The following is a 24,910-nucleotide window of genomic DNA, read 5'->3' on the forward strand; positions in this document are numbered from 1 at the left end:
CCGATCAGCAGAAGGCAAGGCCGGTCAAAGCCATCCCATCTGGCGGGCTGATGCCAGCAACAGCATGACCCCGAACAGGGTGATGGTCGCCGCACCGGCAAAGCCGACACCACGCCGCACGATCCCCGATGTGCTGTCGGACAGATCAAACAGATGCCGGGTGCCGGTGCGAATGCCGATTGCGGCAAGCCCGATCAGGCTGATGGTCAATGCCACCCCGGCAGCCATGGCAAAGGCAGCTCCGATGCCAATCAGAAACATGCCGTTGGCAAGGGTAAAGAGCAGCACAAGAATCGAACCCGTACAGGGACGCAGCCCGACAACCACGCCACTTGCAATCATCTGCCAGCGTGTTTGCGCCGTCGGAGCAGGGGCGTTTTGATGCGCATGTGCATGGGTGTGTTGATGGCTGTCGTCATGTCTGTGTTCGTCATGCCCGTGCCCGTCATGCCCATGACTGTGATGATCGGCATGGCCGGTGTGGGCGTGATGCACGTGATGGGTATGGTCACAGGCATGGTGGGAGTGGGTGTCATCATGGTGGTGATGATGATCGTGGTTGTGATCATGGTGGTGATGTTGATGCGTGTGCCCGCCATGGTCGCAGCAATCATCCCGGCCCTGAAGAATGCGCAGGCACATCAGCCCGCCCAGAAGGGCGATCAGGGCATATGACACGACCTCCATCACCAGTCCGTTGCGGGTAATGGCCGCCGGGCCAAGATTGAGAACAAGCGTAAGCGACCCGACAAGAATGATCGCCGAGACGGCCTGCACGGCTGCGATCAGGCTGCCCATGGCGACACCCTGTTTCCAGCCGGCATCGCGCGACAGGAAATAGGTGGTGGTGATCATTTTGCCATGACCGGGGCCTGCCGCATGAAAAACGCCATAGGCAAAAGACAGGGCAATGATCATCAGTCCGGGCCAGAAACTGTCACCGGATTTGGCTTCGCGCAGGGTGGCGGTGATTTCGCGGTTAAGTTTGGTCTGGATAATGACGGTTTGACCGACAATGTCTGACAACCAGCCGGGCAGGGTGATCATGCTGTCTTCTGCCCGGGATGGTGCGGATGGCGCGGTCGGGGCGGTGTCGGTACTGTCCGACGCACCGCGGCCCAGAAGGTTTGATGACTGGGCGGCTGCCGGATTACTCGACGCGAACGAAATCACCAGGAGCAAGGCCGCCAGAACTGCCGCCATCCGCCACCTTGCCTGCGCAAACAAGATCGGCGCGGACCGGTGCGACAAGGTCAAAATAGATGCGGTTCTTTTCATCTTCGCTCATCTCGAAATGGCAGGACAGGTTCTTGGTGCCGACAAACAGTACGGGATCAACCTGTGTGAAAGCGACATCGATGTAATATTCAGCGTCATAGACAGACAGGCTGATTTTGTCCTTTTTGGGGTCAAGCGGCTGGTCAAGGGTCAGCGTGAAATCATATGTCACGCGCCGGTCATCGGTGATGTCGGCCTTGAAATCGGTCGCACCGGCAAAGGCAAGAAGTTCTTCGTTGCGGCGCAGATGGGTCAGCCAGGAAACTTCGGCAAGGGCGGCAAAGGCATTGTCGCGCAAATTGGTGTTTTCATCGCCAAAGAACCGGGTGTCATGGTTATGGTCGAATTCGTCAATCAGCGTCATGCTGAACAGATCGTCAAACAGCCAGTGCACACGAATTCCGGTAATCCGGTCATTTTCAAACACAAATTCGGCGCTGGCATCGATCCATACATGGGGATGCGCCAACGCCGCCTGACCGGTTGCCAGCAACGAGGTGCCGGCAACCAGAGCAGTCATAACGGTTTTACGAACCCTGTCCGAGGCAATCGACAAGGGCGTCAACATTCTGTGCAAGGATTTGCTGATAGGTGTCCAGCCCCGCTTTGAGATCGGCACCCAGCGGGTCAAGCGTTCCGGTACGGATGCCGGTATCTGACACAACAGCCTGAACAACTGCTGGACGGAATTGCGGTTCGGCAAAGATGCAAACGGCACCGGTATCGCGAATTTTGTCTTCGATCTCATGGAGGCGCTTGGCTCCGGGCTTCTGGTCGGGGGACACGGTGATCGACCCAACCGCTGTCAAACCAAATCCGGCTTCCAGATACTGATAGGCATCATGGAAAACGACATAGGGTTTGCCCTGAATCGGGGCGACCTTCTGGCGCAGATCATTGCCAAGACTGGTCAGGCTGGCAAGTAACGTTTTCAGATTGTCGCGATAGGCATCGGCGTGTTCCGGGTCGATTTCGACCAGTTCATCGGTGATTGCGATGGCAATGCTCGCGCCATTGGCCGGATCCATCCAGATATGCGGATCAATGCCGCCATGTTCGTGATGGTGATCTTCGTCACTGTCATGGGCGTCCGCGGCGTGATCGTGGTCATGATCACCTGCTTCTTTGGCGTCGTCATGATGATGGTCTTTGTCATGATCATCATGAGCATGCTCATTGTGATCATCATGGTCGCCGTGCGCGTGATCATCATGTTCGTCATGGTCATGGTGATCATCATCATGGCCGGCATGATCTTCATCGTGATCGCCATGCTGGTGGGCTTCCCATGCGCCACCATCGCGCATTTTACGAAGCGCCATGCCTTCGACAGCGACCAGTTCAAGCTGATGGCTGGATTTGGACAGTGTCTGCAACGGTTTTTGCAGGAAACCTTCCAGTGAATGGGAAACATAAACAACCAGATCGGCCTCGCTAAGCGCACGTGCTTCGCTGGGGCGCAGGGAATAGGCATGCGGGGAAGATGCCCCGTCAACCAGCAAGGCCGGTTCGCCGATATCCTTCATGATGGCACTGGCGATCGAATGGATCGGCTTGATGGATGTGACAACCTTGGGGGCATCATCACCGTGGGCCGATGCCGACCCGGCCGGGATGGCAATCAGCGGCAAGGTGGCAAGGGACGCGGCAAAAAACGCGCGGCGAAAAACAGGGGAGAAGTCAGGCATGTAACCGATCCGGTCTGGAGTGGGGAAGATTTCGATGACCTGATGTTGTTATGATATAACATAACAATCGGTCAAGCGAAAACTCGATACCGGTACTCATTTCAGGATGGAAATGACCGACCGACTGTGAAGCAGGCCACTGTGTTCCGGCGACCGGCGACCGCTTTGAATTACCGATTTCAGCCGTAAGCAGCGTGACGGACGGGGCCGGACCGGTCGAAGATAAATATGCAAATAGGAAAATCATTCCGCGCAAAAGGACCAAAATCGACGTTACTAGGTGAAATTTGATCCAATTAGAATTTACCAATTGATCCAAATAGAAAAATTGCACAGTCGAAACAAAAAATCTGCGAATGGAGTTGCGGCGATCCGTGCCCTGGACCGCGGTGTTGTCGGCCCAAAACAGATGCCCAAAACATAAGACTGTGCGACCGGTCGGGACTTTAATTGATGGGGTGTGATACCAATCTACCAGAGGTAGATGTTGTTCATGTTTTCGGGTTTGAGGAACGGCGTGCTTAAATTTTGCAAATGGTTGATTGTCCCGGCGCTGGGATTGTTTGTTATTGGCATTGCAATTTCAAAGCCGTCGCAGGCCGAGACATTCCGCATCGCACTTGTCGGTGACCCGAAAAGCGGGCCTTTTTCCTATCAGTACAAGTTGCTTGAACTTGCTCTTGATCATGCGGGCGGGGACCATCAGGTCGAATATATCGCATTTGACCGGGCGACGGCCAAACGCATCATGCAACAAATGGAAGATGGCCAGATCGATGTGATGTTTGCGGGCTATCGCCCCGAATTCGAGCAAGATTTTTCCCAGGTTTATGTGCCATTGACCCGCGGTATTCTGGGGCATCGGGTTTTTGTGACCCGGCCCGATATGGCCCAGGCGCTTAATGAAGTCGAGACGCTGGATGATCTGAAAGGTCATTGCATCGGGTCGGGCGCGGACTGGCTGGATACCAGAATCCTTGAAACCAACGGATTTTGTGTTGAAAAGGCGACATATGAAAATCTGTGGCGGATGCTTGATCACGGGCGGTTCGATCTTTTGAATCGCGGGGCCCATGAAGTTCATGCCGAAATCGGTCTGGCCCTTGATGCGGGGATGGATCTGGTTGTTGATCAGAATATCCTTCTGATCTATCCGCTGGATTTCTTTTTCTATGTGCGGGCCGATGACCGGGCCCGCCATGCAATCATCACAGAAGGGTTGCAGGCGGCCTATGAGAACGGGGCCTTCATGCGCAATTTCTATTCCGATCCGGGAATTGCCCGGTCGCTGCGTCTGATCCGTGACAGCAAGCGCAAGGTATTTCGCATCCCAAATCCCTATATGTCGTCGCAAACCCATGCGGTGGCCAACAGCTATTGGGAAGGCTATTAGGCGGGCTTGAAACCAGTTGGGCGGCCCAGTTGGATGGCGGGGCATAGACCGCGGGTCACAAGATCAGGAAGTCGCCAGATCTTCGGGCGTGTAATTCATTTCATGAAGGATCTCGCCGGTTTCATAATCAACCGCCTGAAGTGTCACGCCATATCCCCACAATTGCCCGATATAGCCAAGCGTCATCTGGGCTTCGGCTTTTTCAAGGCGGATGCCTTCATGTTCGGTATGCTGGACATAAAGCTGGCGATTGCCGCGGATATCGACATCGACCACCTGCATGTCGGGTTCACGTACCGAAATATCATGCATCCGGGCCAGTGACCGGCGGACCTTGCGATAGCCGTTATCATCATGAATGGCCGCGACTTCGAGATGCGGGGATGTGCTTTGATCATCGATCATGAACATCCGCATGTCGCGCATCAGCTTGGGCGACAGGAATTGCAGGATGAAGCTTTCATCGCGGTAATGTGCCCAGGCTTCCTTGAGCGTTTCCACCGGCTCATTATTCCCGGCGATATCGGGGAACCATTTGCGGTCCTCGTCGGTCGGATCGATACAGATGCGGTGGATATCCTGCATCATGGCAAAGCCCAGCGCATAGGGATTGAACCCGGAATAGCGCGGATCGTCATATTCGGCCTGAAACACGACGCGCGAATGGTAATCGATGAATTCCATCATAGCACCTTCTGAAATCAGGCCCCTGTCATACAGGCTGTTCATGATGGCGTAATGCACATAGCACGCACAGCCTTCATTCATCATTTTGGTCTGTTTCTGGGGATAGAAATATTGACCGATATTGCGCACGATCCGCAGGATTTCACGTTCCCATGCCTGAAGCGACGGTGCATTTTTTTCCAGGAAATAAAGCAGGTTTTCTTCCGGAAGGCCGAATTGGGCGCGGCGTTCCTCGATCCGCATTTTGCGTTTGAGCTCGTCCATATCCTGATCGCCCTGATCGGGCTGGGGCAGGGTGCGCCATAGATCGTTATAGGTTTCGTCTTCGTATTTGGCCCGTTCGCGTTCACGTTCCAGTTCGACCGCAAGATTGGGCTTTTCCGGATGGGAATAACGGTTAACCCCCTGTTCCATCAGGGCATGGGCGGCATCAAGTACGCGTTCGACTGCGTCAAAGCCATACCGGTCTTCGCATTTGGCGATATAGCCCTTGGCGAATTGCAGATAATCCAGAATGCCTTCGGCATCGGTCCATTGTTTGAACAGATAGTTGTTTTTGAAAAAATGGTTATGCCCGAACGCGGCATGGGCCATGACCAGCGCCTGCATGACGATGGTGTTTTCTTCCATCACATAGGAAATGCAGGGGTTCGAATTGATCACGATTTCATAGGCCAGCCCCTGATAGCCCTTGCGATACATGACATCATCGCGCACGAAGCGTTTGCCGAACGACCAGTGGTGGTACATCAACGGCATGCCGATCGATGAATAGGCGTCAAGCATCTGTTCGGAGGTGATGACTTCGACCTGATTGGGATAGACATCAAGTTTGAGTTCATTGATCGCGATGTCTTCAATCGCGTCATAGGTCGCCTTGAGCGTTTCGAAATCCCAGTCGGCACTGGTGAAAAGCAGTTTGCCATTATCCGTTTCGGAGGATCTGGTTTTGGTGCTCATAGCCGTGCCTCCGTGCGGTTTTTGGCAAAGAGTTCCCGGAATACCGGGAAGATATCGGCGGCCTTTGTTACCCGTTTAAGGGCAAAGCGCGGATTGTGCGACGCCAGCGGGGCATAGGCCTTCCACAGGGCGGTTTCGCCTTCGGCAGCGGCGAAAATCTCGGCCTCGCGCTCATCGGTGATTTCGATATAGGCGTAATACTGGCATTTCGGCAAAAGGTCTTCGGCCAGCAGGCTGGTGCATTTGGCGCCGTCATTGGAATAGTTGTCGCCGTCGGATGCCTGTGCGGCATAGATGTTCCACTGATCGGTGGGATAGCGGTCCTTGAGCACCTTTTTCATTTCTTCAAGGGCGGTGGAAACAATGGTGCCGCCGGTTTCGCGCGAATAGAAAAAGGTTTCTTCATCAACTTCGGCGGCGCGTGACGTGTGGCGGATGAACACCACTTCGACATGTTCGTAGCGACGATGCAAAAACAGATGCAGCAACATGAAGAACCGCTTGGCCAGTTCCTTCATCTGTTCGGACATCGATCCCGATACATCCATCAGACAGAACATCACCGCCTGGGTGTTGGGATCGGGGATTTGCTGGAACTGGTTATAGCGGGTATCGATCGGGTCAATGAACGGGATTGCCTTCATGCGGCGTTTGGCTTCTTCAAGATCGGCCAGCAATCCGTGCAGGCTGTCTTCGTCGGCCTTGGTCAGTTTGCCATTGGGGCGTTTTTCGGCCTTGGCCTGAAGGGCTGCGATCTTTTCTTCGAGTTCGCGGACTTCGGTGGTTTTGGGTCGTCTCAGGCCAATGCGCCGGGCCAGTGAATTGCGCATGGTGCGCACAAGGCTCAGGTTGGCGGGCGTGCCTTCAACCGAAAAGCCCGCACGCGCATTGCGAAACGCGGTGGTCTGTTTCAGGCTTTTTTTCAAAAGGTCGGGCAGTTCGAGATCTTCGAAAAAGATATCAAGGAATTCATCGCGGGTCAGGGTGAACTGGAAATCATCCTCGCCGTCGCCATCGGGGCTTGCCTGTGACCCGCCAGCCCCGGCGTCACCACCTTGCGGGCGGGCGATGCGGTCGCCCTGAACGAACTTCTTGTTGCCGGGCAGGACATAGTTGCGGTTGCCGCCCCGTCCGGCATGGTGGAAGCCCGGTTCTTTCAATGTCTTGCCGGGAATGGTGATCTGATCGCCGCTGGTGATATCGGTGATGCCGCGCGACCGGATGGTGTCTTCGACGGCTTTTTTGATCTGGGCCTTGGCCCGGCGCATGAAACGCTGTCGGTTGCCAAGACTTTTGCCTGTCGGGTTCTTGCGGCGGTCAACGATATACAGCATGGGCATTCACATCCTTGGACCGACATGCCGGGATAAGGGGCCGTCATGTCATGTGCAGGTCGCTTGGGCCTTTGGTCTTTGACAGGATGGGCGAACGGGTGCCCATCCTGCGACGGGATTAAAGCCGGGCGGACAAGGGAGAAACCGCCCGGCAGGGTCGGTAAGCCGAGGGCGTGGCTTAGCCGGCCTTATTGACGCGCATATACCATTCGACCAGACGGCGGGTCTGACGTTCGGTATAGCTTCGATCGATCATGCGTTTGACGAACTCGTTATGTTTCTTCTCGGTTTCGCTGTCTTTTTTCGAACCGAATGAAATCACCGGCAGAAGGTCTTCGACCTGGCTGAACATGCGTTTTTCGATCACATCACGCAGTTTTTCATAAGACGTCCAGGACGGGTTTTTGCCCTTGTTATTGGCACGTGCGCGCAGGGCAAATTTGACGACCTCGTTACGGAAGTCCTTGGGATTGGCGATGCCGGCCGGTTTTTCGATTTTCGAAAGTTCCTGATCAATGATCTTGCGATCAAGAAGCTGTCCGGTATCGGGGTCCTTGAAGTCCTGATCCTCGATCCAGGCATCGGCATAGGACACATAGCGATCAAACAGGTTCTGCCCGTAATCGGAATAGCTTTCGAGATAGGCCTTCTGGATTTCCGCCCCGATGAATTCGGCATAACGCGGGGCCAGTTCGGACTTGATGAAGTCCATATAATCCTTTTCGCGTTCTTCGGGATATTGTTCGCGCCGGATCGCCTGTTCGAGCACATACATCAGATGCACCGGATCGGCGGCGACTTCGTGGGTGTCATGGTTGAAGGTTTCAGACAGAACCTTGAAGGCAAACCGGGTGGAAATGCCGTCCATGCCTTCGTCGACACCGGCGGTATCGCGGTATTCCTGCATGGATTTGGCTTTGGGGTCGACATCCTTCAATGTCTCGCCGTCATAAACCCGCATCTTGGAATAAAGGTTGGAGTTTTCATGTTCCTGCAACCGCGACAGGACCGAAAACTGTGCCAGCATCTTGAGCGTTCCGGGCGCGCAGGCACCCTGTTCAAGTTCTGATCCCTGAAGCAGCTTTTCATAGATCATGGTTTCTTCGGTAACCCGCAGGCAATAGGGGACCTTGATCACCGAGATACGATCAATGAAGGCTTCGTTGTTCTTGTTGGATTTGAAGGTCTGCCATTCGGCTTCGTTCGAATGGGCAAGGATCAAGCCCTGAAACGGGATGGCGCCAAGGTTTTCGGTGCCGATATAGTTGCTTTCCTGGGTTGCAGTCAGAAGCGGATGGAGCATCTTGATCGGGGCCTTGAACATTTCGACAAATTCAAGCAAGCCCTGATTGGCGCGGTTCAGACCACCGGAATAGCTATAGGCATCCGGGTCATTCTGACTGAAATATTCAAGTTTGCGGATATCGACCTTGCCGACCAGTGACGAGATATCCTGATTGTTTTCATCGCCCGGTTCGGTTTTGGCGATTGCAATCTGACGCAGGCGCGACGGGATCAGTTTGACCACCGAGAATTTGGAAAGATCACCGCCAAATTCGTCAAGACGCTTGACTGCCCAGGGCGACATAAGCCCGGTCAGGCGACGTTTGGGAATACCGTATTTGTCCTGGATGGCGTCGCCCATTTTGGCGGGATTGAACAGGCCAAGCGGGCTTTCAAACACCGGGCTGACCTGGTCGCCGGCCTTCAGAACATAGATCGGTTCGCGTTCCATCAGTTCCTTGAGCCGTTCGGCAAGCGAACTTTTGCCGCCGCCAACCGGGCCGAGCAGATAAAGAACCTGTTTGCGTTCCTCGAGCCCCTGAGCCGCATATTTGAAGAAGCCGACAATGCGTTCGACGGTTTCTTCCATGCCAAAGAAATCAGCAAAGGCAGGGTAACGTTTGATGGTTCGGTTCAGGAAAATACGGCCAAGGCGGGGATCGGTCGATGTATCGATCAGTTCCGGTTCGCCAATCGCCGTGATCATGCGTTCCGCGGCCGAGGCATAGGCCGTTGGATCTTCGCGACATAGATTAAGGTAGTCACGGATGGTCAGTTCGGTTTCTTGCTTTCCGTCATACCCTTCCGCATACAGCTCGAAGATGTCCTTGTCTTCAGCCATGGCGCGGTCTCCTTTCAAACGTTATCCCTTTGGTATCGAACGATCGTTTCCTGTCCTGCCTGTTTTGCGTTGCAGCAGACCTGTTGATGGCCGCCTGATTCTGTATACGTCAGCAAATGGTACAAAAGTTCATTTGCCAGACAGTAAATATTTTAACGAAGACTATTTAGCTTCTGGTTAAAATCGGCAGAAGATGCCAAGAGTTTGAAGTTGTTGTCTTTGCCGGTTCGCAAGTTAATATTTGCTACTTTGGGTTGTTGTCTTTTGGCCCCGTTTCGGCAGCCCTTTGATAAAGACTTCAGACCTGAATGGGCGTCGACCTGTCGCCATGACCCGGATCGTTGCCGCTGGAAAATGTCCTATTAAATGACTTGGGAAGCAGCGACCTGTTCCGCAAGGTAAGATACAGGTATTGGCGAAAGAATTTCCATTCGGGTGATCACGGTTGAGTGACCGGAACGGGCTGTGCGCAAGGCAGTTGCCCGTGATCAGACCTGACAAAATTATTTTGCGTTTGCACAGTCGGCGGGTCGGACGTTATCACTGCACCAATCGCGAAACCGGCGGCGGTTATGGTCGCGCCGCCCAGCAGGAAGAATGAAATGACCGATGGTGCTGTAAAATTTGTCGAACCCCACGAGCTTGATCTTCTGATCGGCCAGGACGCGGTGACTGTCATCGACGTGCGTGAACCCGATGAATTCGCCACCGGCCATATCGAAACCGCGATCAATATGCCGACATCAAATTTTGACATTTCGGCACTGGTTGACCTGACCGATGAAAATGAGACCGCTCTGGTATTTGTCTGTGCGGTGGGGCAGCGATCCTTTGGCGCGGCCAATGCCGTTCTGCCCCATGTTGATTGCGCGGTCAGCAACCTTAAGGGCGGCATCCAAAGCTGGACCCGGGCCGGATTTGATCTTGAAGGTGGCAAATAAGCCCGGAATTGGTCGTCGGGCAGGGAAGGCTGTTTAATGCTGCCTTTCGCCAGACCCGTAGCTTGGTCCGTCCGGTACGCCCAGTTTGCCCAATCCGCCCGATCTGCCGGGGCCAGCCGTGAATTATCTGTGTTCTTCTTTGACCAGAACCCCAGATGCAAGGCATTCGAATGCTGAAATTGCCTTGTGAAGTGTTGCTTGCGGATCATCGCTTGTTGCAACCCAAAGGGCCGCATTCAATGCCACGCCATTCAGCATTCTTGCCAGGGCTTCAATATCGACGGATTTGATCGCGCCCTGATCGGCCAGTTCCCCAAGTGTCGCAATCGTCGCCTGCAAGCAGCGATTTTGACTTGGCCAGTTTGACGGATCGCCAAGGAAAGCCGGACCATCGCGAAGGACGATGCGCTGGATCTCGGGATCAAGGGCCAGTTCGATATATGTCCTGCCTTCGGCCATTAACCCGTTCCAGCCACCCCCGGCGGCCTCACCCGCATCTTTGGCCTTTTGGGCCATGGCCGAGTCAATTTCATCGACAACAGCCGCAAGCAGCCCGAGCTTGTCACCAAAATTATGATAAAGCGCGCCGCGCGTCAGGCCGGCGGATGCTGTCAGCTCATCCATTGACGCATCTGCATATCCCTTTTGGGCAAAGGCCTTGCGCCCTGCAGCGATCAATTTAGCGCGCGTTTCTTCCATCTTTTCAGCACGGGTCTTGGCAGTCATCAGGCACTCCGATTTTAACATACGGCACGTATGTTAATTGACATACGTGATGTATGTGAATATATCTTTGCTTCACATACGCAGCGTATCTGAATTGAGTCTAAAACGCCACATCAACTGAATTTATCTGAACAGGAGGGCTTTATGTCCCTTGCACACCAAGCAATCTTTCCCCCGAACCGTCATGCCCTTTATGAGGCGCATGGCTATTCCCCGGCCATCCGGTCTGGCGATCTTCTGTTTGTTTCCGGTCAGGTTGGCAGTCGCGAAGACGGAACCCCGGAACCGGATTTCAAAAAGCAGGTCGAACTGGCGTTTGAAAACCTAAGAGCGATCCTTGAGGCGGCTGGTTGCAGCTTTGATGACATTATTGATGTCACCAGTTTCCACACCGATCCGGAAAACCAGTTTGGCGATATCATGGCGGTCAAAGGGGTGGTCTTTGATCAGGCCCCGTATCCGAACTGGACGGCCGTTGGGGTGACCTGGCTTTCCGGTTTTGATTTCGAGATCAAGGTTGTTGCGCGTATTCCCGATGGGCAGGTTTGACGACGCAATTGATCCGCACAGCAAAACTGGCGTGATTTGATCAAATTAAAAAACCGGTCCTGTGTGATGAATGCAGGGCCGGTTTTCTGTCTTGACGAATTCTCATAAATGGAAAAATATCCCGATATTGAGATTCGAGGTTCAAGATGGAAGAAATCGAAACACGCCTTGCCCGACGCCTGTCACAACTGCGAACCGAACGCGGTTGGTCGCTTGATGAATTGGCAAAGCGCAGCGGGGTCAGTCGCGCCAGTCTGTCACGCATTGAAAATGGTGATGTCAGTCCGACTGCCAGTGTTCTGAGCAAGTTGTGCGTTGCCTTTGGTGTCACGCTGTCGCGTTTGATGCAGATGGTCGAAGATGATTTTACGCCACTGGTCAGACGTCAGGATCAGGAAATCTGGACCGATCCGGAAACCGGATATCGTCGCCGTCTGGTATCGCCAACATCGCGCAATCTGGCGGGTGAAGTCCTGGAGGTCGAAATTGATCCGGACACGCGGATTGAATATGGCGGATCGCCACGCGACGGGCTGGAACATCATCTTGTGATGCTTGACGGCATGCTGAGCCTGACGGTGGATGGCAAGCGCCATGAACTGGGGGCGGGGGATTGCCTGCGCTATCAGCTGCGCGGCGGCAATGTGTTTGAAACCCCGTCCACGTCCGGGGCGCGCTATCACCTGTTTATTGTCGAATAACCAACCTGAAAGCATCGCGATCATGGGCCAGACCAACCGGACTACCCCACCACGCATCATCACCCTTGATGCGGATGCGCTTGCCGATCGTCTTGAGGCATTTGGCGCGATGCTGCATGCCTGTGTGCATGACGGGGCCAGCATCGGTTTTATTGAGCCTTTCCCGATATCCGAGGCGGTGGCATTTTGGCGCGACCGGATCATACCGGCAGTGGCCGGGGGCAAAAGAACGCTTTTCGTCGCCCTTGATGATGATCGGGTGGTTGGCACGGTGCAGCTTGATATCGATACCATGCCCAATCAGGCCCATCGCGGAGATATCAGCAAACTGATGGTCCATCCCGACTGTCGCCGACGCGGCATTGCCCGTCTTTTGATGCAGGCCGCCGAAAGGCGAGCAGGGGAATTGGGACGCAGTTTGCTGACCCTTGATACCCGTACCGGCGACAGTGCCGAGACACTTTATGCATCGCTTGGTTTTGAAACTGCCGGGGTCATTCCGCAATTTGCCCGCGATCCGTTTTCCGAAAAACTCAGTGCGACAACCGTGATGTATAAACGCCTGCCAATATCAACGTCCCGGGCCGGGTGAACGGCGCAAATAGAAGCTTGCCTAGCCGTTTGAAACTGGGCGCGATTCTCTGAATTGTATTCAAAACAAACATTCTGGCATGCCACATTCGACTGCCGGTCCTGACCGTGCGGTGCGAATTGTATTGTTGCATTGCGGAAATTGTTGCCCGGAACAGCCCAGACTCCCTTTATTCCATGGTTTCAGCGGGTTGTGCGCCGCACTAAGGGTTTTCTGATAGATCGCCCATACCGTGCGAAACATGTTGAACCGCGCCAAAAAATAGGCGCATCTTTGCGGTCCGGCATTAAGAATTAGAATAAAAGTTCCTGGAGGAAGTCCATTATGAAGAAATTTGCCCTCGCCGCGGCCCTGATGACGGCCGTCGGATTTTCCGGTGCTGTGCATGCGGCTGATCTGACCCTGCGCATTTCGCTGCAGCTGCCGATGAAAAGCCACCTTGGCCAGAACCTTTTGATGTTCAAGAACGAGGTCGAGGAAAAATCGAACGGCGATATCGAAGTTCAGATTTATGACTCGGCCCAGCTTTACAAAGATAAAGAAGTCCCCGCAGCCGTCGGTTCTGGCGCGATCGAAATGGGTGTGGCATCGCTGACCCGTTATGTCGGTGACGTTCCGGCCGTTGACGTGTTCTATCAGCCGTTCCTTCTCGATACCGAAGAAAAGGTCCGCAAGGCCGTTGCCCCGGATTCCCCGGTTCGCGCACCGCTTGATGCGGCGATTGCCGATACCGGTGCCACGGTTCTGTGGTGGCAGGCATATGGCGGATCGATCATGCTGTCGAATGGCGGCCCGATCAAAGGTCCGGATGGCCTCAAAGGTCAGAAAGTTCGCGTATTCTCGAAAACCCAGGGTGATTTCATCTCTGCGGCTGGCGGCGCGCCGACCCTGATTTCCGGGTCCGAGCAGTATATCGCCTATCAGCGTGGCACGGTTGATGTCGGCATGACCGGCATGTCGGGCGTCAAATCCCGTCAGCTCTGGGAAGTCATGGACACGGTGACCACCACCAACGATGCCGATATCGAATTCATCGTGGTTGTGAATACCGAATTCTGGAACGGTCTGACCGAAGAACAGCGCGAAATCATTTCGACCGCGGCGGTAAATGCCGAAAACGATGTGCGTGATCGCATGTCGGCAATCGAAGCTGCTGCCTTTGACGAAGCCAAGGCCAACGGCATGACCATTTATCATCCGACCGAGGAAGAAATGGCTGCATGGCGCGAAGCTGCGAAACCGGTTTACGAGGCATTCCTTGCCCATACCGGTGATCTCGGCAAGCAGGTCTTTGAAGCTGCGCAGAAGTTCTGATCATAAAGCCGGTCCCGCCCAATTTCCGGTGCGGGACCGGATGATCTTTTTGAATGTGATCATGTCATCACTTGCCATGCCGCCGATCATGACGATCCATGTTTCGCGCTTCCGTCACCCGGTCGGCAATTGATGATGATTTCCCGCCCCTTTATCGAGATCAGGAGATGTCCGTTTCACGGTCGCGCATGATCAGCCATCCGGGTAACGGCATTTGTTTTACGATGTTTGATCGTTTTATGCTTTTTCTGGCATGGGCTGCCGCCATCCTGTTCGTGTTGGCAGGCTGCATGCTGACTTATGAAGTTATTGCCCGTTATTTCTTTATCCGTCCGACGATCTGGGCGGCTGAGCTTTCACAGCTTTGCCTGATCTGGGGGGCGTTGCTTGGCATGCCCTGGGCGCTGGCAGCGCGCCGCCATATTGCGGTTGATGCGGTCACCCGTCTGTTTTCACCCACAGCCCAGCGCGGAATCGAAATTGCCGCGATGGCGTGCATTTTCGCCTTTTCGGTGATGGTGACCTACAAGGGCTGGGAAATCTTTTATGAAAGCTTCGAGCGTGGCCGTACCAGCGGCACCATGCTTGATCTTCCGGCCTGGGTGGCAGAGCTTCCCGTTGCCATCGGCTTTGCGCTTCTGGCCATTCAGGCGGTGATTGAAATCGTCGGCCTTCTGCGCGGCAAGGATATTCCGAAAGGGGCACACGAATGACCATTCTTCTGACCCTTGCGGCGATGTTTGCGCTGTTGCTGGCGCGTGTTCCGGTGGCCTTTGCGCTTGGCGGGCTGGGGCTTGCCATGCTGTTGTTGGGCGGTTTTTCGCCCTTGATGGCGCCGCAGGCGATTCTGTCAACGCTTGATGGCTTTATCCTTCTGGCGGTGCCGCTGTTTCTTTTGATGTCGAATATCCTGTTGCGTGCCGGGGTGGGCAATGACCTGTTTGCAGCGGTCAGCGCCTGGGTCGGGCATTGGCCGGGCGGTCTTGCGGTGGCAACCATCCTGTCATGCGGTGTGTTTGCCGCCATTTCCGGATCGTCGGTTGCAACAGCAGCCACCATCGGCACGGTCGCCATCCCGGAAATGATCAATCGCGGCTATAACAAGAAATTCGTCTATGGCCTTCTGGCGGCGGGCGGCACATTGGGCATTCTGATCCCGCCATCGATCCCGATGATCATTTACGGCTTTGTGACCGAAGAATCGGTGATTTCGCTGTTTCTTGCCGGGATCGGTCCGGGCATCGCGCTTCTGGTTTTCTTCATCCTGTTTTCGATGGTCTATGCCCGCATGGGCGGACAGGAACGCGAACCCAAACAGGGATGGGCAGAACGCCGTCGGGCCACGCTCAAGGCGCTGCCTGCCGTGATCCTTGCGGTTCTGATTATTTCGGGGATCTATTCGGGGGCCTTTACCCCGACCGAGGCCGCGGCGATCGGCTTTGCCGCGTCGCTGATCATTACCGGCCCGATCATGCGGGTTCTGACATGGGATGCGCTTAAAAAGGCGGTATTCGATTCCATGGCAACCACGGTTGCGATCATTCTGATCATTGCCGGGGCCAAAATTTTTGGCAAGGCGATCACGCTTTATCGAATCCCCCAGGACATCTCGATGATGATCACCCAGGGAATCGACACCGATCTTGGTTTCATTCTGGTGGTGACGGCGGTTCTGCTGGTGATGGGGCTGGTGTTCGAAGCACTGTCGATGGTGCTGATCATGACGCCGGTTCTGCTGCCAGCGGCTCTTGCGCTTGGATTCGATCCGATCTGGTTCGGCGTCTATATGGTGATCATGGTTGAATGTGCCCTGATTACGCCGCCGGTCGGGCTGAACCTTTATGTCATCCAGTCGGTTGCCAAGGCCCGGCTGGGCGAGGTCGCAAGTGGCGTCGCACCGTTCCTGATCCTGATGTTCGTGACAGCGGCTATTCTGTACGTCTGGCACGACCTTGCACTCTATATCCCATTCAAGCTGTAAAGACCGATGACACATATAAAGACACCTGCCGATCAATTGCGTGCGCTGCTTGCCACCGGCGATCTGATCACCATGCCGTGCTGTTTTGATGCGCTTTCTGCCAAGCTGATCGAACAGGAAGGCTTTGCCCTGACCTTCATGTCCGGATTCGCAACATCGGCCGCCCGGATCGGCGAACCCGATCTTGGTCTGATGTCCTATGGCGAGGTTCTCGATCAGGCACGCAACATTACCGATGCCATTTCGATCCCGCTGATTGGCGATGGCGATACCGGTTATGGCAATGCCATGAATGTCCGGCGTACCGTGACCGGCTTTGCCAAGGCGGGCTGTGCGGCTGTGATGATCGAAGACCAGCTGGCGCCCAAACGCTGCGGCCATACCAAGGGCAAGGAAGTTGTCGGCCGCGACGAGGCCTTTGACCGTATCCGTGCGGCGGTGGATGCCAGGGATGCCGGGGCCGATATCCTAATTCTGGCGCGCACCGATGCCCGTCATCAGCATGGCCTGTCCGAGGCGATTGACCGTGCGGCGAAGTTCAAGGAACTGGGGGCGGATATCCTGTTTGTCGAAGCACCCAAAAGTGTTGATGAAATGCGCACCCTGTGTGCCGAACTGCCGGGGCCGAAAATGGCCAATATCGTCGAAGGTGGTGAAACCCCGGATCTGTCGCCCGAAGAGCTCAAGGATATCGGCTATCAAATCGCGGCCTATCCGCTGTCGCTGATGGCAGCCGCCATGAAAGCAATGGTGGAATGCCTGCAAACCATGAAGGCCGGTCAGCCACGCGATGAAAAATTGATGAACTGGGCCGATCTGCGCAACCGCATCGGGTTTGATGATTATTATAAAGAATCGGAACGCTATGCGTCATCCAGACGGGATGGCTGACAGTTCGCCTTCCTGAACAGAATGGTCTTTCGACGGGCGGTGCGTATATTGATATCATGCACCGCCCGCACTGTTTGCAGACAAATTGCGGGCAACAGACATTCAGGGATCAGCAGATGACAGAGAAACATCACGGCAGTTGCCAGTGCGGGGCGGTAACATTCGAGGTTACCGGTCGCTTTGACAGTTTCTTTTTGTGTCATTGCCAATATTGCCGCAAAGACACGGGATCGGCATATGCCGCGAATTTGTTTTCCCGGCAGGCAAAGCTCGACTGGCGTTCTGGCAGGGACAAGGTTGTGACCTATACTGTGCCCGATACACGTCACGAAAAATCATTCTGTCAGACATGCGGTGCAGCGGTGCCGCGTGAACAGTTTGGCGGTCGTCTGGTTGTCGTGCCGGCGGGATGTCTTGATAGTGACCTGATAAAGCGCCCCGATGCGCATATCATGCTGGGCAGCAAGGCTGGCTGGGATGATGATCTGCACGAAATAGAGCGGCTTGACGGCTTGCCGGAATAACCGGACCGCACAGACAAAAGAAAACCCCGTAAGCATATGCTTGCGGGGTTTCTTTTAATGGTGCCGGCAGAGAGACTCGAACTCCCAACCTTCTGATTACAAATCAGCTGCTCTACCAATTATAGCTATGCCGGCGTGAGCGGCGCGAAACATAATCCGGGCCGCCGGGGAAATCAAGTGCTTGTAGGCCGAAACTGACAAATGGTTTTCATGCCCCTGCGAACCCCGTGTTTATCGCAGTTCCTTCTGACCGGCAGGGGTGGTTATCAGCGTCTGATAGCAAAGATCGGGCCCCTTGATGACCGTAGGGGCGCGATCAATCGACAGGCCGTTATAAAGTGTTCTGATCGCATCCGGATCAGGGTGCGCCAGTGTTAGTGATTGCAGTCTGGCGCCAAGGTCGGGAATCTCGGCCATCGAGGTCGGGTCATTGCGGTGATCAATAAGCGACGGCACGGCTCCGGCCAGCGGCAGCGACCCGTCTGCCGGGATGGCAAAACTGAACGTCGGATTGTCGAACGGAAGGTCAACACGTTCGCCGAAAATGCCGTCATATTGCGCAAGAACACTGTCAATTCTGGTGGTGCTGGCAACCCAGCCACGCAGGCGCTTGCCCGCTTCCCAATCGGCCTGGACCTGTTTCGGGTTATCGAGGCCAAACCATCGCGGTCGATCCGGGCGACGGGCGACCGGATCGGATGCGATGATTTCCAGATAGACAGTGTCGCCCAGCTGAACACGATGATTGTGCGTGCCCATGTAATCGTGGCGGGTTCCAAACGGAATATCCAGATCAAGGCAGCTTTTAACGTGATCGACTCCTTCCGCCAGGGTCGGCGCGATCACAGTAAGGTGGTCCAGCTTGAGCACAACAGCATTCCCCGTACGCTAGGACGGCAAGTGGATGGGCGGTCAGCTTTTGGTACGATACAGCTCGTAAAGCGCAACCGCGGCGGCGTTGGACACATTAAGGCTTTCGATGCGGTCAGACATCGGAAGCTTGACCAGAAAATCACAGCTTTCGCGGGTCAGGCGACGCAGGCCTTCGCCCTCCGACCCCATGACGATCCCCACACGGCCATGCAATTTGGCTTCGGCCAGGGTCTGTTCGGCATAGCCATCCATACCGGCCAGCCAGAAAAGCGCGCCTTTGAGTTTATCAAGTGTCTGATTAAGGTTTCCGGCATGAATATAGGGCACGGTTTCAAGCGCACCGCTGGCCGATTTGGCAAGTACACCGGTTTCAGGCGGGGCGTGCCGGTCCGGTACGATGACGGCCGCAGCCCCAAAGGCGGCCGCACTGCGCAGAATCGCGCCGACATTGTGGGGATCGGTGACCTGATCAAGAACCAGCACGGTGCATTGTTCCGAATCCCTGTGATCGGCAATCAATTCTTCGACTGAAATCTGGGGCAGGGGGGCACAATGCATGGCCATGCCCTGATGGACTGTGCCCGGTGGCAGCATTTCATCAAGGTCGGTACGGCCGGCGGCATCGACGGCAACATCATTGCGATCGGCCTCGGCGAGGGCGGCGACAATTTCATCGCGGACATTTTCGGTCGCCCAGATTTTGTGAATCGTGCGTTGCGGATTGGCAATTGCCATCATCACAGGGTGACGCCCGAAGAGAATCAGGCGTGAATTTCCACCCGATGATCCGCCATCGCGGCCGCGCTTTCGTCCACGGCGCGAATTGCCTTCGCGGTTTTCATCGTTGTGCGGGAGGTTGTCCTGCCCGCTGTCACCTTGATGACGATTTCCTGAACGTGATTTGTTGCGACGCGACATAATGGCGGAAACCTCCGGGCCGTAAGGAACTGAATGCACTTTGTTTGACTCTGAAAGCAGAGCTTGGGGAACATATAGGAAAGGAAATACGATTTCGTGCTTTTTTTGCTGTTGACAACACATGCCCCTCCACCGTATTCCCTCCCTCGCCGCAACGAGGCCGGGCTCAAAACCCGGACGGCGTTAAGACCCTGATGGAGGGGTGGCAGAGCGGTCAAATGCAGCGGACTGTAAATCCGCCGACTTAGTCTACGCAGGTTCGAATCCTGCCCCCTCCACCACTCTCTCGCCCTCGCGAGAGCTCGCAGATAAAAATATGCGGGTGTAGCTCAATGGTAGAGCAGAAGCCTTCCAAGCTTACGACGAGGGTTCGATTCCCTTCACCCGCTCCAATTTTATGATGCAACCCGTCGGCTCGTGCGGTGGGTTTCTACGTGTTTTTTTGGTTCGGATATAGGATCTGAGGGCAATGGCCAAGGAAAAGTTTGAGCGTACAAAACCGCACGTTAACGTTGGCACCGTCGGCCACGTTGACCACGGTAAAACCACGCTGACCGCAGCGATCACCAAAGTTCTGGCAGAACAGGGTGGCGCATCGTTCCAGGACTACAGCATGATCGACAAGGCACCGGAAGAGAAAGCTCGTGGTATCACGATCTCGACCGCGCACGTCGAATATGAGACCGAAAACCGCCACTACGCGCACGTCGACTGCCCGGGCCACGCTGACTATGTTAAAAACATGATCACTGGTGCGGCACAGATGGACGGTGGCATCCTGGTTGTTTCGGCAGCTGATGGCCCGATGCCGCAGACCCGCGAGCACATCCTGCTTGCACGTCAGGTTGGCGTTCCGGCACTGGTCGTGTTCATGAACAAGGTTGACCAGGTTGACGATGAAGAGCTCCTCGAGCTCGTCGAAATGGAAATCCGTGAACTTCTGTCGTCCTACGACTTCCCGGGCGACGATATTCCGATCATCAAGGGCTCGGCTCTTGCTGCTCTGGAAGGTCGCGATGACGAAATCGGCAAAAACGCTATCCTCGAGCTGATGGCTGCTGTTGATGACTACATCCCGGCACCGGATCGTCCGAAAGACAAGCCGTTCCTGATGCCGATCGAAGACGTGTTCTCGATTTCGGGTCGTGGTACGGTTGTTACCGGTCGTGTTGAAACCGGCGTTGTTAAAGTTGGCGAAGAGATCGAAATCGTCGGCATTAAAGACACCGTCAAAACGACTGTTACCGGCGTTGAAATGTTCCGCAAGCTGCTCGATCAGGGTGAAGCTGGCGACAACATCGGCGCACTGCTTCGTGGTACCAAGCGTGAAGACGTCGAACGTGGCCAGGTTCTGGCGCATGTTGGCTCGATCACCCCGCACACCAAGTTTGAAGCAGAAGCTTACATCCTGACCAAGGATGAAGGTGGCCGTCACACGCCGTTCTTCTCGAACTACCGTCCGCAGTTCTACTTCCGTACGACTGACGTTACCGGTTCGATCGAGCTGCCGGCTGGCACCGAAATGGTTATGCCGGGCGACAACGTCCAGATGACCGCGACCCTCATTGCACCGATCGCAATGGACGAAGGTCTGCGTTTCGCAATCCGTGAAGGCGGTCGTACCGTCGGCGCAGGCGTTGTTGCGAAAATCATCGAATAATTTTTAAGATTTTGCACGATTGAGTGCTTGATCTTGGATGTGCGGGCGGCTATAAACCGCCCGCACACCCCGCCACCCGGGCGGGGATGAGCCAGAAAGAAGATAAGCTTTTCAACTTTCTGACGATCTTGTAGGAGTGTAGCTCAGTTGGTAGAGCATCGGTCTCCAAAACCGAGTGTCGGGGGTTCGAGTCCCTCCTCTCCTGCCAATTTTTCCGGGTCGTGAAACAAAGCATTAGAAAGCGGTGTAACCCCGACAATGGCTAAAACGTCGCCAGCACAATTCGTACAGCAGGTTCGCTCCGAGGCAAAGAAAGTCTCGTGGCCGTCCCGTAAGGAAACGACTGTTTCGACCATCATGGTTTTCGTGATGGTTGCTTTGGCGTCCGTTTTCTTCTTTGTTGTCGATCAGCTCCTCGCATGGGGTGTCAAGCTGGTCTTTGGTGTTGGGGGCTAAGTCAATGGCGCATCGCTGGTACGTATTGCACGTTCACTCCGGATTCGAGAAAAAGGTCGCCCAGTCGATCCGCGAACAAGCCATCAAGAAAGGTCTTGAAGGCGAGATCGAAGAGGTCCTGGTTCCGACTGAAGAAACTGTCGAGATGCGTCGCGGCACCAAGGTCAATGCCGAGCGGAAGTTTTTCCCGGGCTATGTCCTGCTGAAGATGGATCTCACTGACGAAAGCTGGCATCTGGTCAAAAACACCGCCAAGGTCACCGATTTCCTCGGTAGCCGTGGCAAGCCGATGCCGATTTCCGAAAAGGAAGCTCAGCACATTCTGCATCAGGTGCAGGAAGGTGTTGATCGTCCGAAGCCGACCATCGCATTCGAGGTTGGCGAGGAAGTGCGTGTTTCCGATGGCCCGTTTGCATCGTTTAACGGTGTCGTCGAAGGAGTTGATGAAGAACGTGCACGCCTGAAGGTGTCTGTTTCGATCTTCGGTCGTTCAACTCCGGTCGAGCTGGAATATACCCAGGTCGAGAAGCTTTAAAAAACGATCTTGAAAATTTAAGTCGCTGCCTGTATACGCAGGCAGCAATCAAGGCGCGGGAGGTCAGCCATGGCCGGACCGCGCGCTTCTTTAAGAGGTACTCTAATGGCGAAGAAAATCGACGGCTATCTTAAGCTGCAGATTCCCGCCGGCAAAGCCAACCCGTCGCCGCCCGTCGGCCCGGCTCTTGGTCAGCGCGGCGTGAACATCATGGAATTCTGCAAGGCGTTCAACGCAGCGACCCAGCAGATGGAACCTGGTATGCCGATTCCGGTCGTCATCACCGTTTATTCCGACCGTTCCTTCTCGTTCGTAACCAAAACCCCGCCGGCATCCTACTTCTTGAAAAAGGCAGCAGGCATTGCCAAAGGTTCCGGTACCACCGGTAAAGGTTATGTTGGCAAGGTGACCAAAGCACAGGTCAAAGAAATCGCAGAAGCCAAAATGGCTGACCTCAATGCATTCGACATTGATGGCGCGATGGCAATGATCGAGGGCTCTGCCCGTGCGATGGGTCTCGAGGTTGTGGAGTAAGACGATGGCCAAGACTGGTAAACGCCTTGCCCAGGCCTATGAGGGCATCGACCGTAACACCCAGTACGAACTGGCAGCTGCTGTCAAACTCGTCAAAGAAGGTGCAAAAGCAAAATTCGATGAAACCATCGAGATTGCGATGAACCTTGGTGTTGATCCGCGTCACGCTGACCAGATGGTCCGTGGTGTTGTTTCCCTTCCGCATGGTACCGGTAAAACCATGCGCGTTGCTGTCTTCGCAAAAGACGCCAAAGCAGAAGAAGCCCAGAAAGCTGGTGCCGACGCTGTTGGTGCAGAAGACCTGATGGAAGCAATGCAGAAAGGCGATCTGAACTATGATCGCGTTATTGCTACCCCGGACATGATGGCTGTTGTCGGCCGTCTCGGTAAGGTTCTCGGCCCGCGCGGCCTGATGCCGAACCCGAAACTCGGCACCGTTACCATGGATGTTGCAACCGCAGTTTCCGACGCAAAAGCTGGCCAGGTCCAGTTCCGCGCCGAGAAAAACGGTATCGTCCATGCCGGTATCGGCAAGGCTTCGTTCAGCGAAGAGCAGATCCTCGAGAACGCAAAAGCATTCGTCGAAGCAATCGTTAAAGCAAAACCGACAGGCGCAAAAGGTCAGTACCTTCAGCGCGCTGCGATCAGCTCCACCATGGGTGCTGGCGTGAAACTGTCGATTGCTGACATCGCTTCGAAGTAAGAAGTTTTTCGAATTCTGACCGGTTTTCGGACCGGTCAGGACCGGAGAGGGCCCAGGCCCTCTCTACCTGTCTGTCCCAGACTGCAGGTGGGCGAAATCATTCGCTCTTAATCTCCTGCATAGGCAGAGGTTCCGGTACTTAGTTTTTCCCCGAACGGGGCATCACACAAGGCTTGGACATCTGGCAAACGGACGGGCGTCACAGACCGGTTCGAAAGGACTGGTCGCGTCTGTGAACCTCCTTGTGGGGTTCAGGGCAATAAGCAATGTCGGAGACTAAAAGTGAACCGCGATGATAAACAACAGTTCGTAGCAGAGATGCGCGAAGTGTTCGAAGCTGCGGAAGGCGTCGTCATCACCCAGTATAAGGGTCTGACGGTTGCTGAAATTACCGCTCTTCGTGCGCAGATGCGTGAAGCTGGTGCGGGCTTCAAGGTCACCAAAAACCGGCTTACGCGACTTGCTCTGGAAGGCACCAAATTTGCTGGTCTTGCAGACTACTTCACCGGCCCGACCGCGATTGGCTATTCAGCTGATCCGGCTTCGGTCGCAAAGGTAGCCTCCGAGTTCGCGAAATCCAACGACAAGCTGGTTCTTGTTGCTGGTGCCATCGGCGAACAGGTTCTTGATGAACAGGGCGTTAAAGCTCTGGCAGAACTGCCGTCGCTGGACGAACTTCGTGCGAAACTGGTTGGTATGATCCAGACCCCGGCACAGCGTATCGCTACGCTGACCTCCAAGCCGGCGGCTCAGATCGCCCAGGTGCTGAAGGCATATGCCGACAAAGGCGAAGCCGCGTAAACCAAATTATCCAGATATCTCAGATATCTAAGTTCAAGCCTAGGAGTTATACAAAATGGCCGATCTTAAGGCACTCGTTGAAGAGCTTTCCAAGCTCACCGTTCTTGAAGCTGCAGAACTTTCCAAAATGCTCGAAGAAGAGTGGGGCGTTTCCGCCGCTGCTCCGGTAGCTGTTGCTGCTGCTGGTGGCGCTGCTGCCGGCGGTGCTGCTGCTGAAGAGAAAACCGAATTCGACGTTATCCTCGCTTCTGCTGGCGACAAGAAAATCAACGTCATTAAAGAAGTACGCGGCATCACCGGTCTTGGCCTCAAAGAAGCCAAAGAACTGGTTGAAGGCGCTCCGAAAGCCGTCAAAGAAGGCGTTGCTAAGGACGAAGCCGAAGAAATCAAGAAGAAGCTGGAAGAAGCCGGCGCAACCGTCGAACTCAAGTAATCGACGGCTTCTTGCCAAGGTCTGGGTCGGCGTCCTCTGGGCGCCGGCCCTTCCGTCTCTGTGCTCCCTGGCAATCGGGCCGGGATATGTGCAGGGGCGCGAACAGGAATTTAACGGTTGACGCTGCCAAAGGTAATCGTACATAACGTAAGGCCGTTTAGGTCAGAGGTTATCTTTGACGGCGTCGACAGCCGAGGGATCAGTGATCTCAATCAAGTTGGATGTCAAAACACATCCACGGTCATAATCAAGTGAACGCCCGCCCCGTACGGGGCTCGGGCGTCGTTGTGCTGTATGCGTTTTGCGCAAGTCG

The 24,910-nt window shown here is 54.9% G+C and carries 26 protein-coding genes and 4 tRNA genes; 20 read left to right on the forward strand and 10 right to left on the reverse strand.

Annotation, left to right across the window (positions count from 1 at the left end; all coding sequences use genetic code 11):
• Positions 1–24: 24 nt before the first annotated feature.
• The 3 genes from SIB88_RS09100 to SIB88_RS09110 are packed head-to-tail and all read right to left on the reverse strand — an operon-like array spanning position 25 to position 2,966.
• Entirely contained in the window at positions 25–1,203 is a 1,179-nt protein-coding gene (locus SIB88_RS09100) for a nickel/cobalt transporter (protein WP_412557911.1), read from the reverse strand.
• Complete coding sequence (locus SIB88_RS09105; protein WP_231856645.1) at positions 1,151–1,798, reverse strand: DUF1007 family protein; 648 nt, start codon at positions 1,796–1,798, stop codon at positions 1,151–1,153. Before SIB88_RS09105 ends, SIB88_RS09100 begins: the two co-directional genes overlap by 53 nt.
• 7 nt (positions 1,799–1,805) lie before the next feature.
• The gene (locus tag SIB88_RS09110) at positions 1,806–2,966 is read right to left on the reverse strand and encodes a zinc ABC transporter substrate-binding protein (RefSeq protein WP_412557912.1); all 1,161 of its coding nucleotides are present in this window, start codon (positions 2,964–2,966) and stop codon (positions 1,806–1,808) included.
• Positions 2,967–3,483: 517 nt separating this feature from the next.
• Between SIB88_RS09110 and SIB88_RS09115 the strand changes: the two genes are divergently transcribed.
• On the forward strand, positions 3,484–4,359 hold the full coding sequence (locus SIB88_RS09115; protein WP_412557913.1) for a hypothetical protein: 876 nt from the start codon (positions 3,484–3,486) through the stop codon (positions 4,357–4,359).
• 63 nt (positions 4,360–4,422) lie between these two features.
• Here the strand turns inward: SIB88_RS09115 and SIB88_RS09120 are convergent, their stop codons facing one another.
• From SIB88_RS09120 to SIB88_RS09130, 3 genes are all read right to left on the reverse strand, one after another.
• Complete coding sequence (locus tag SIB88_RS09120) at positions 4,423–6,006, reverse strand: SpoVR family protein (RefSeq protein ID WP_412557914.1); 1,584 nt, start codon at positions 6,004–6,006, stop codon at positions 4,423–4,425.
• A complete protein-coding gene (locus SIB88_RS09125) occupies positions 6,003–7,340 on the reverse strand; it encodes a YeaH/YhbH family protein (RefSeq protein WP_228195793.1) in 1,338 nt (445 codons plus the stop codon). Before SIB88_RS09125 ends, SIB88_RS09120 begins: the two co-directional genes overlap by 4 nt.
• A gap of 178 nt (positions 7,341–7,518) precedes the next feature.
• Positions 7,519–9,465 (reverse strand): PrkA family serine protein kinase, encoded by a 1,947-nt coding sequence (locus tag SIB88_RS09130; RefSeq protein WP_412557915.1) that lies wholly within the window; start codon positions 9,463–9,465, stop codon positions 7,519–7,521.
• A 602-nt stretch (positions 9,466–10,067) separates the two neighbouring features.
• On the opposite strand from SIB88_RS09130, the gene SIB88_RS09135 reads away from it, so the two are divergent.
• The gene (locus tag SIB88_RS09135) at positions 10,068–10,406 is read left to right on the forward strand and encodes a rhodanese-like domain-containing protein (RefSeq protein WP_412557916.1); all 339 of its coding nucleotides are present in this window, start codon (positions 10,068–10,070) and stop codon (positions 10,404–10,406) included.
• 123 nt (positions 10,407–10,529) lie between these two features.
• Here the strand turns inward: SIB88_RS09135 and SIB88_RS09140 are convergent, their stop codons facing one another.
• A complete protein-coding gene (locus tag SIB88_RS09140; protein ID WP_412557917.1) occupies positions 10,530–11,132 on the reverse strand; it encodes a TetR/AcrR family transcriptional regulator in 603 nt (200 codons plus the stop codon).
• A 144-nt stretch (positions 11,133–11,276) separates the two neighbouring features.
• On the opposite strand from SIB88_RS09140, the gene SIB88_RS09145 reads away from it, so the two are divergent.
• The 8 genes from SIB88_RS09145 (at position 11,277) to SIB88_RS09180 (ending at position 17,684) form a co-directional block, all read left to right on the forward strand.
• A complete protein-coding gene (locus tag SIB88_RS09145; RefSeq protein WP_412557918.1) occupies positions 11,277–11,681 on the forward strand; it encodes a RidA family protein in 405 nt (134 codons plus the stop codon).
• A gap of 146 nt (positions 11,682–11,827) precedes the next feature.
• On the forward strand, positions 11,828–12,382 hold the full coding sequence (locus SIB88_RS09150; RefSeq protein ID WP_412557919.1) for a helix-turn-helix domain-containing protein: 555 nt from the start codon (positions 11,828–11,830) through the stop codon (positions 12,380–12,382).
• A gap of 22 nt (positions 12,383–12,404) precedes the next feature.
• Positions 12,405–12,974 (forward strand): GNAT family N-acetyltransferase, encoded by a 570-nt coding sequence (locus SIB88_RS09155; protein WP_289078391.1) that lies wholly within the window; start codon positions 12,405–12,407, stop codon positions 12,972–12,974.
• Positions 12,975–13,298: 324 nt separating this feature from the next.
• Positions 13,299–14,288 carry a TRAP transporter substrate-binding protein DctP gene (gene dctP, locus SIB88_RS09160; protein ID WP_114114288.1) on the forward strand — a complete coding sequence of 330 codons (990 nt, stop codon included), beginning with the start codon at positions 13,299–13,301 and terminating at the stop codon, positions 14,286–14,288.
• Positions 14,289–14,386: 98 nt separating this feature from the next.
• Positions 14,387–15,001, forward strand: a complete 615-nt coding sequence (locus SIB88_RS09165; RefSeq protein WP_228195796.1) for a TRAP transporter small permease — start codon at positions 14,387–14,389, stop codon at positions 14,999–15,001.
• On the forward strand, positions 14,998–16,269 hold the full coding sequence (locus SIB88_RS09170; protein ID WP_068517153.1) for a TRAP transporter large permease: 1,272 nt from the start codon (positions 14,998–15,000) through the stop codon (positions 16,267–16,269). The genes SIB88_RS09165 and SIB88_RS09170 overlap by 4 nt, the downstream gene beginning before the upstream one ends.
• A 6-nt stretch (positions 16,270–16,275) precedes the next feature.
• A complete protein-coding gene (locus tag SIB88_RS09175; protein WP_170310296.1) occupies positions 16,276–17,160 on the forward strand; it encodes an isocitrate lyase/PEP mutase family protein in 885 nt (294 codons plus the stop codon).
• Positions 17,161–17,276: 116 nt separating this feature from the next.
• On the forward strand, positions 17,277–17,684 hold the full coding sequence (locus tag SIB88_RS09180; protein WP_289078388.1) for a GFA family protein: 408 nt from the start codon (positions 17,277–17,279) through the stop codon (positions 17,682–17,684).
• A 58-nt stretch (positions 17,685–17,742) separates the two neighbouring features.
• Here the strand turns inward: SIB88_RS09180 and SIB88_RS09185 are convergent.
• The 3 genes from SIB88_RS09185 to rlmB all read right to left on the reverse strand — a co-directional run bounded on the left by SIB88_RS09185 (position 17,743) and on the right by rlmB (position 19,475).
• A tRNA-Thr gene (locus tag SIB88_RS09185) sits at positions 17,743–17,819 on the reverse strand.
• A gap of 96 nt (positions 17,820–17,915) precedes the next feature.
• Positions 17,916–18,554, reverse strand: coding sequence for a VOC family protein (locus tag SIB88_RS09190; RefSeq protein WP_412557920.1), 639 nt, complete (start codon positions 18,552–18,554; stop codon positions 17,916–17,918).
• 42 nt (positions 18,555–18,596) lie between these two features.
• Positions 18,597–19,475 (reverse strand): 23S rRNA (guanosine(2251)-2'-O)-methyltransferase RlmB, encoded by an 879-nt coding sequence (rlmB, locus tag SIB88_RS09195; RefSeq protein WP_412557921.1) that lies wholly within the window; start codon positions 19,473–19,475, stop codon positions 18,597–18,599.
• 196 nt (positions 19,476–19,671) lie between these two features.
• On the opposite strand from rlmB, the gene SIB88_RS09200 reads away from it, so the two are divergent.
• The 10 genes from SIB88_RS09200 to rplL all read left to right on the forward strand — a co-directional run bounded on the left by SIB88_RS09200 (position 19,672) and on the right by rplL (position 24,597).
• Positions 19,672–19,756, forward strand: a tRNA-Tyr gene (locus SIB88_RS09200).
• 37 nt (positions 19,757–19,793) lie between these two features.
• Positions 19,794–19,867: transfer RNA gene (locus SIB88_RS09205), tRNA-Gly, on the forward strand.
• 77 nt (positions 19,868–19,944) lie between these two features.
• Positions 19,945–21,135 carry an elongation factor Tu gene (tuf, locus tag SIB88_RS09210; protein ID WP_206927257.1) on the forward strand — a complete coding sequence of 397 codons (1,191 nt, stop codon included), beginning with the start codon at positions 19,945–19,947 and terminating at the stop codon, positions 21,133–21,135.
• Positions 21,136–21,267: 132 nt separating this feature from the next.
• Positions 21,268–21,343, forward strand: a tRNA-Trp gene (locus SIB88_RS09215).
• Positions 21,344–21,393: 50 nt separating this feature from the next.
• Complete coding sequence (gene secE, locus SIB88_RS09220) at positions 21,394–21,591, forward strand: preprotein translocase subunit SecE (protein ID WP_040824880.1); 198 nt, start codon at positions 21,394–21,396, stop codon at positions 21,589–21,591.
• Positions 21,592–21,595: 4 nt separating this feature from the next.
• A complete protein-coding gene (gene nusG, locus SIB88_RS09225; RefSeq protein WP_068518433.1) occupies positions 21,596–22,126 on the forward strand; it encodes a transcription termination/antitermination protein NusG in 531 nt (176 codons plus the stop codon).
• Between the two features lie 105 nt (positions 22,127–22,231).
• Positions 22,232–22,660: a 50S ribosomal protein L11 gene (rplK, locus tag SIB88_RS09230; RefSeq protein ID WP_068518434.1), complete on the forward strand. Its 429-nt coding sequence runs from the start codon at positions 22,232–22,234 to the stop codon at positions 22,658–22,660.
• Between the two features lie 4 nt (positions 22,661–22,664).
• Positions 22,665–23,363 (forward strand): 50S ribosomal protein L1, encoded by a 699-nt coding sequence (gene rplA, locus SIB88_RS09235; RefSeq protein WP_068518435.1) that lies wholly within the window; start codon positions 22,665–22,667, stop codon positions 23,361–23,363.
• Positions 23,364–23,645: 282 nt separating this feature from the next.
• Complete coding sequence (rplJ, locus tag SIB88_RS09240; protein WP_068518436.1) at positions 23,646–24,164, forward strand: 50S ribosomal protein L10; 519 nt, start codon at positions 23,646–23,648, stop codon at positions 24,162–24,164.
• A gap of 55 nt (positions 24,165–24,219) precedes the next feature.
• Positions 24,220–24,597: a 50S ribosomal protein L7/L12 gene (gene rplL, locus SIB88_RS09245; RefSeq protein ID WP_068518437.1), complete on the forward strand. Its 378-nt coding sequence runs from the start codon at positions 24,220–24,222 to the stop codon at positions 24,595–24,597.
• Positions 24,598–24,910: the final 313 nt, after the last annotated feature.

This window comes from Thalassospira sp. MIT121401 (genome assembly GCF_047125595.1).
Taxonomy (GTDB): domain Bacteria; phylum Pseudomonadota; class Alphaproteobacteria; order Rhodospirillales; family Thalassospiraceae; genus Thalassospira; species Thalassospira povalilytica.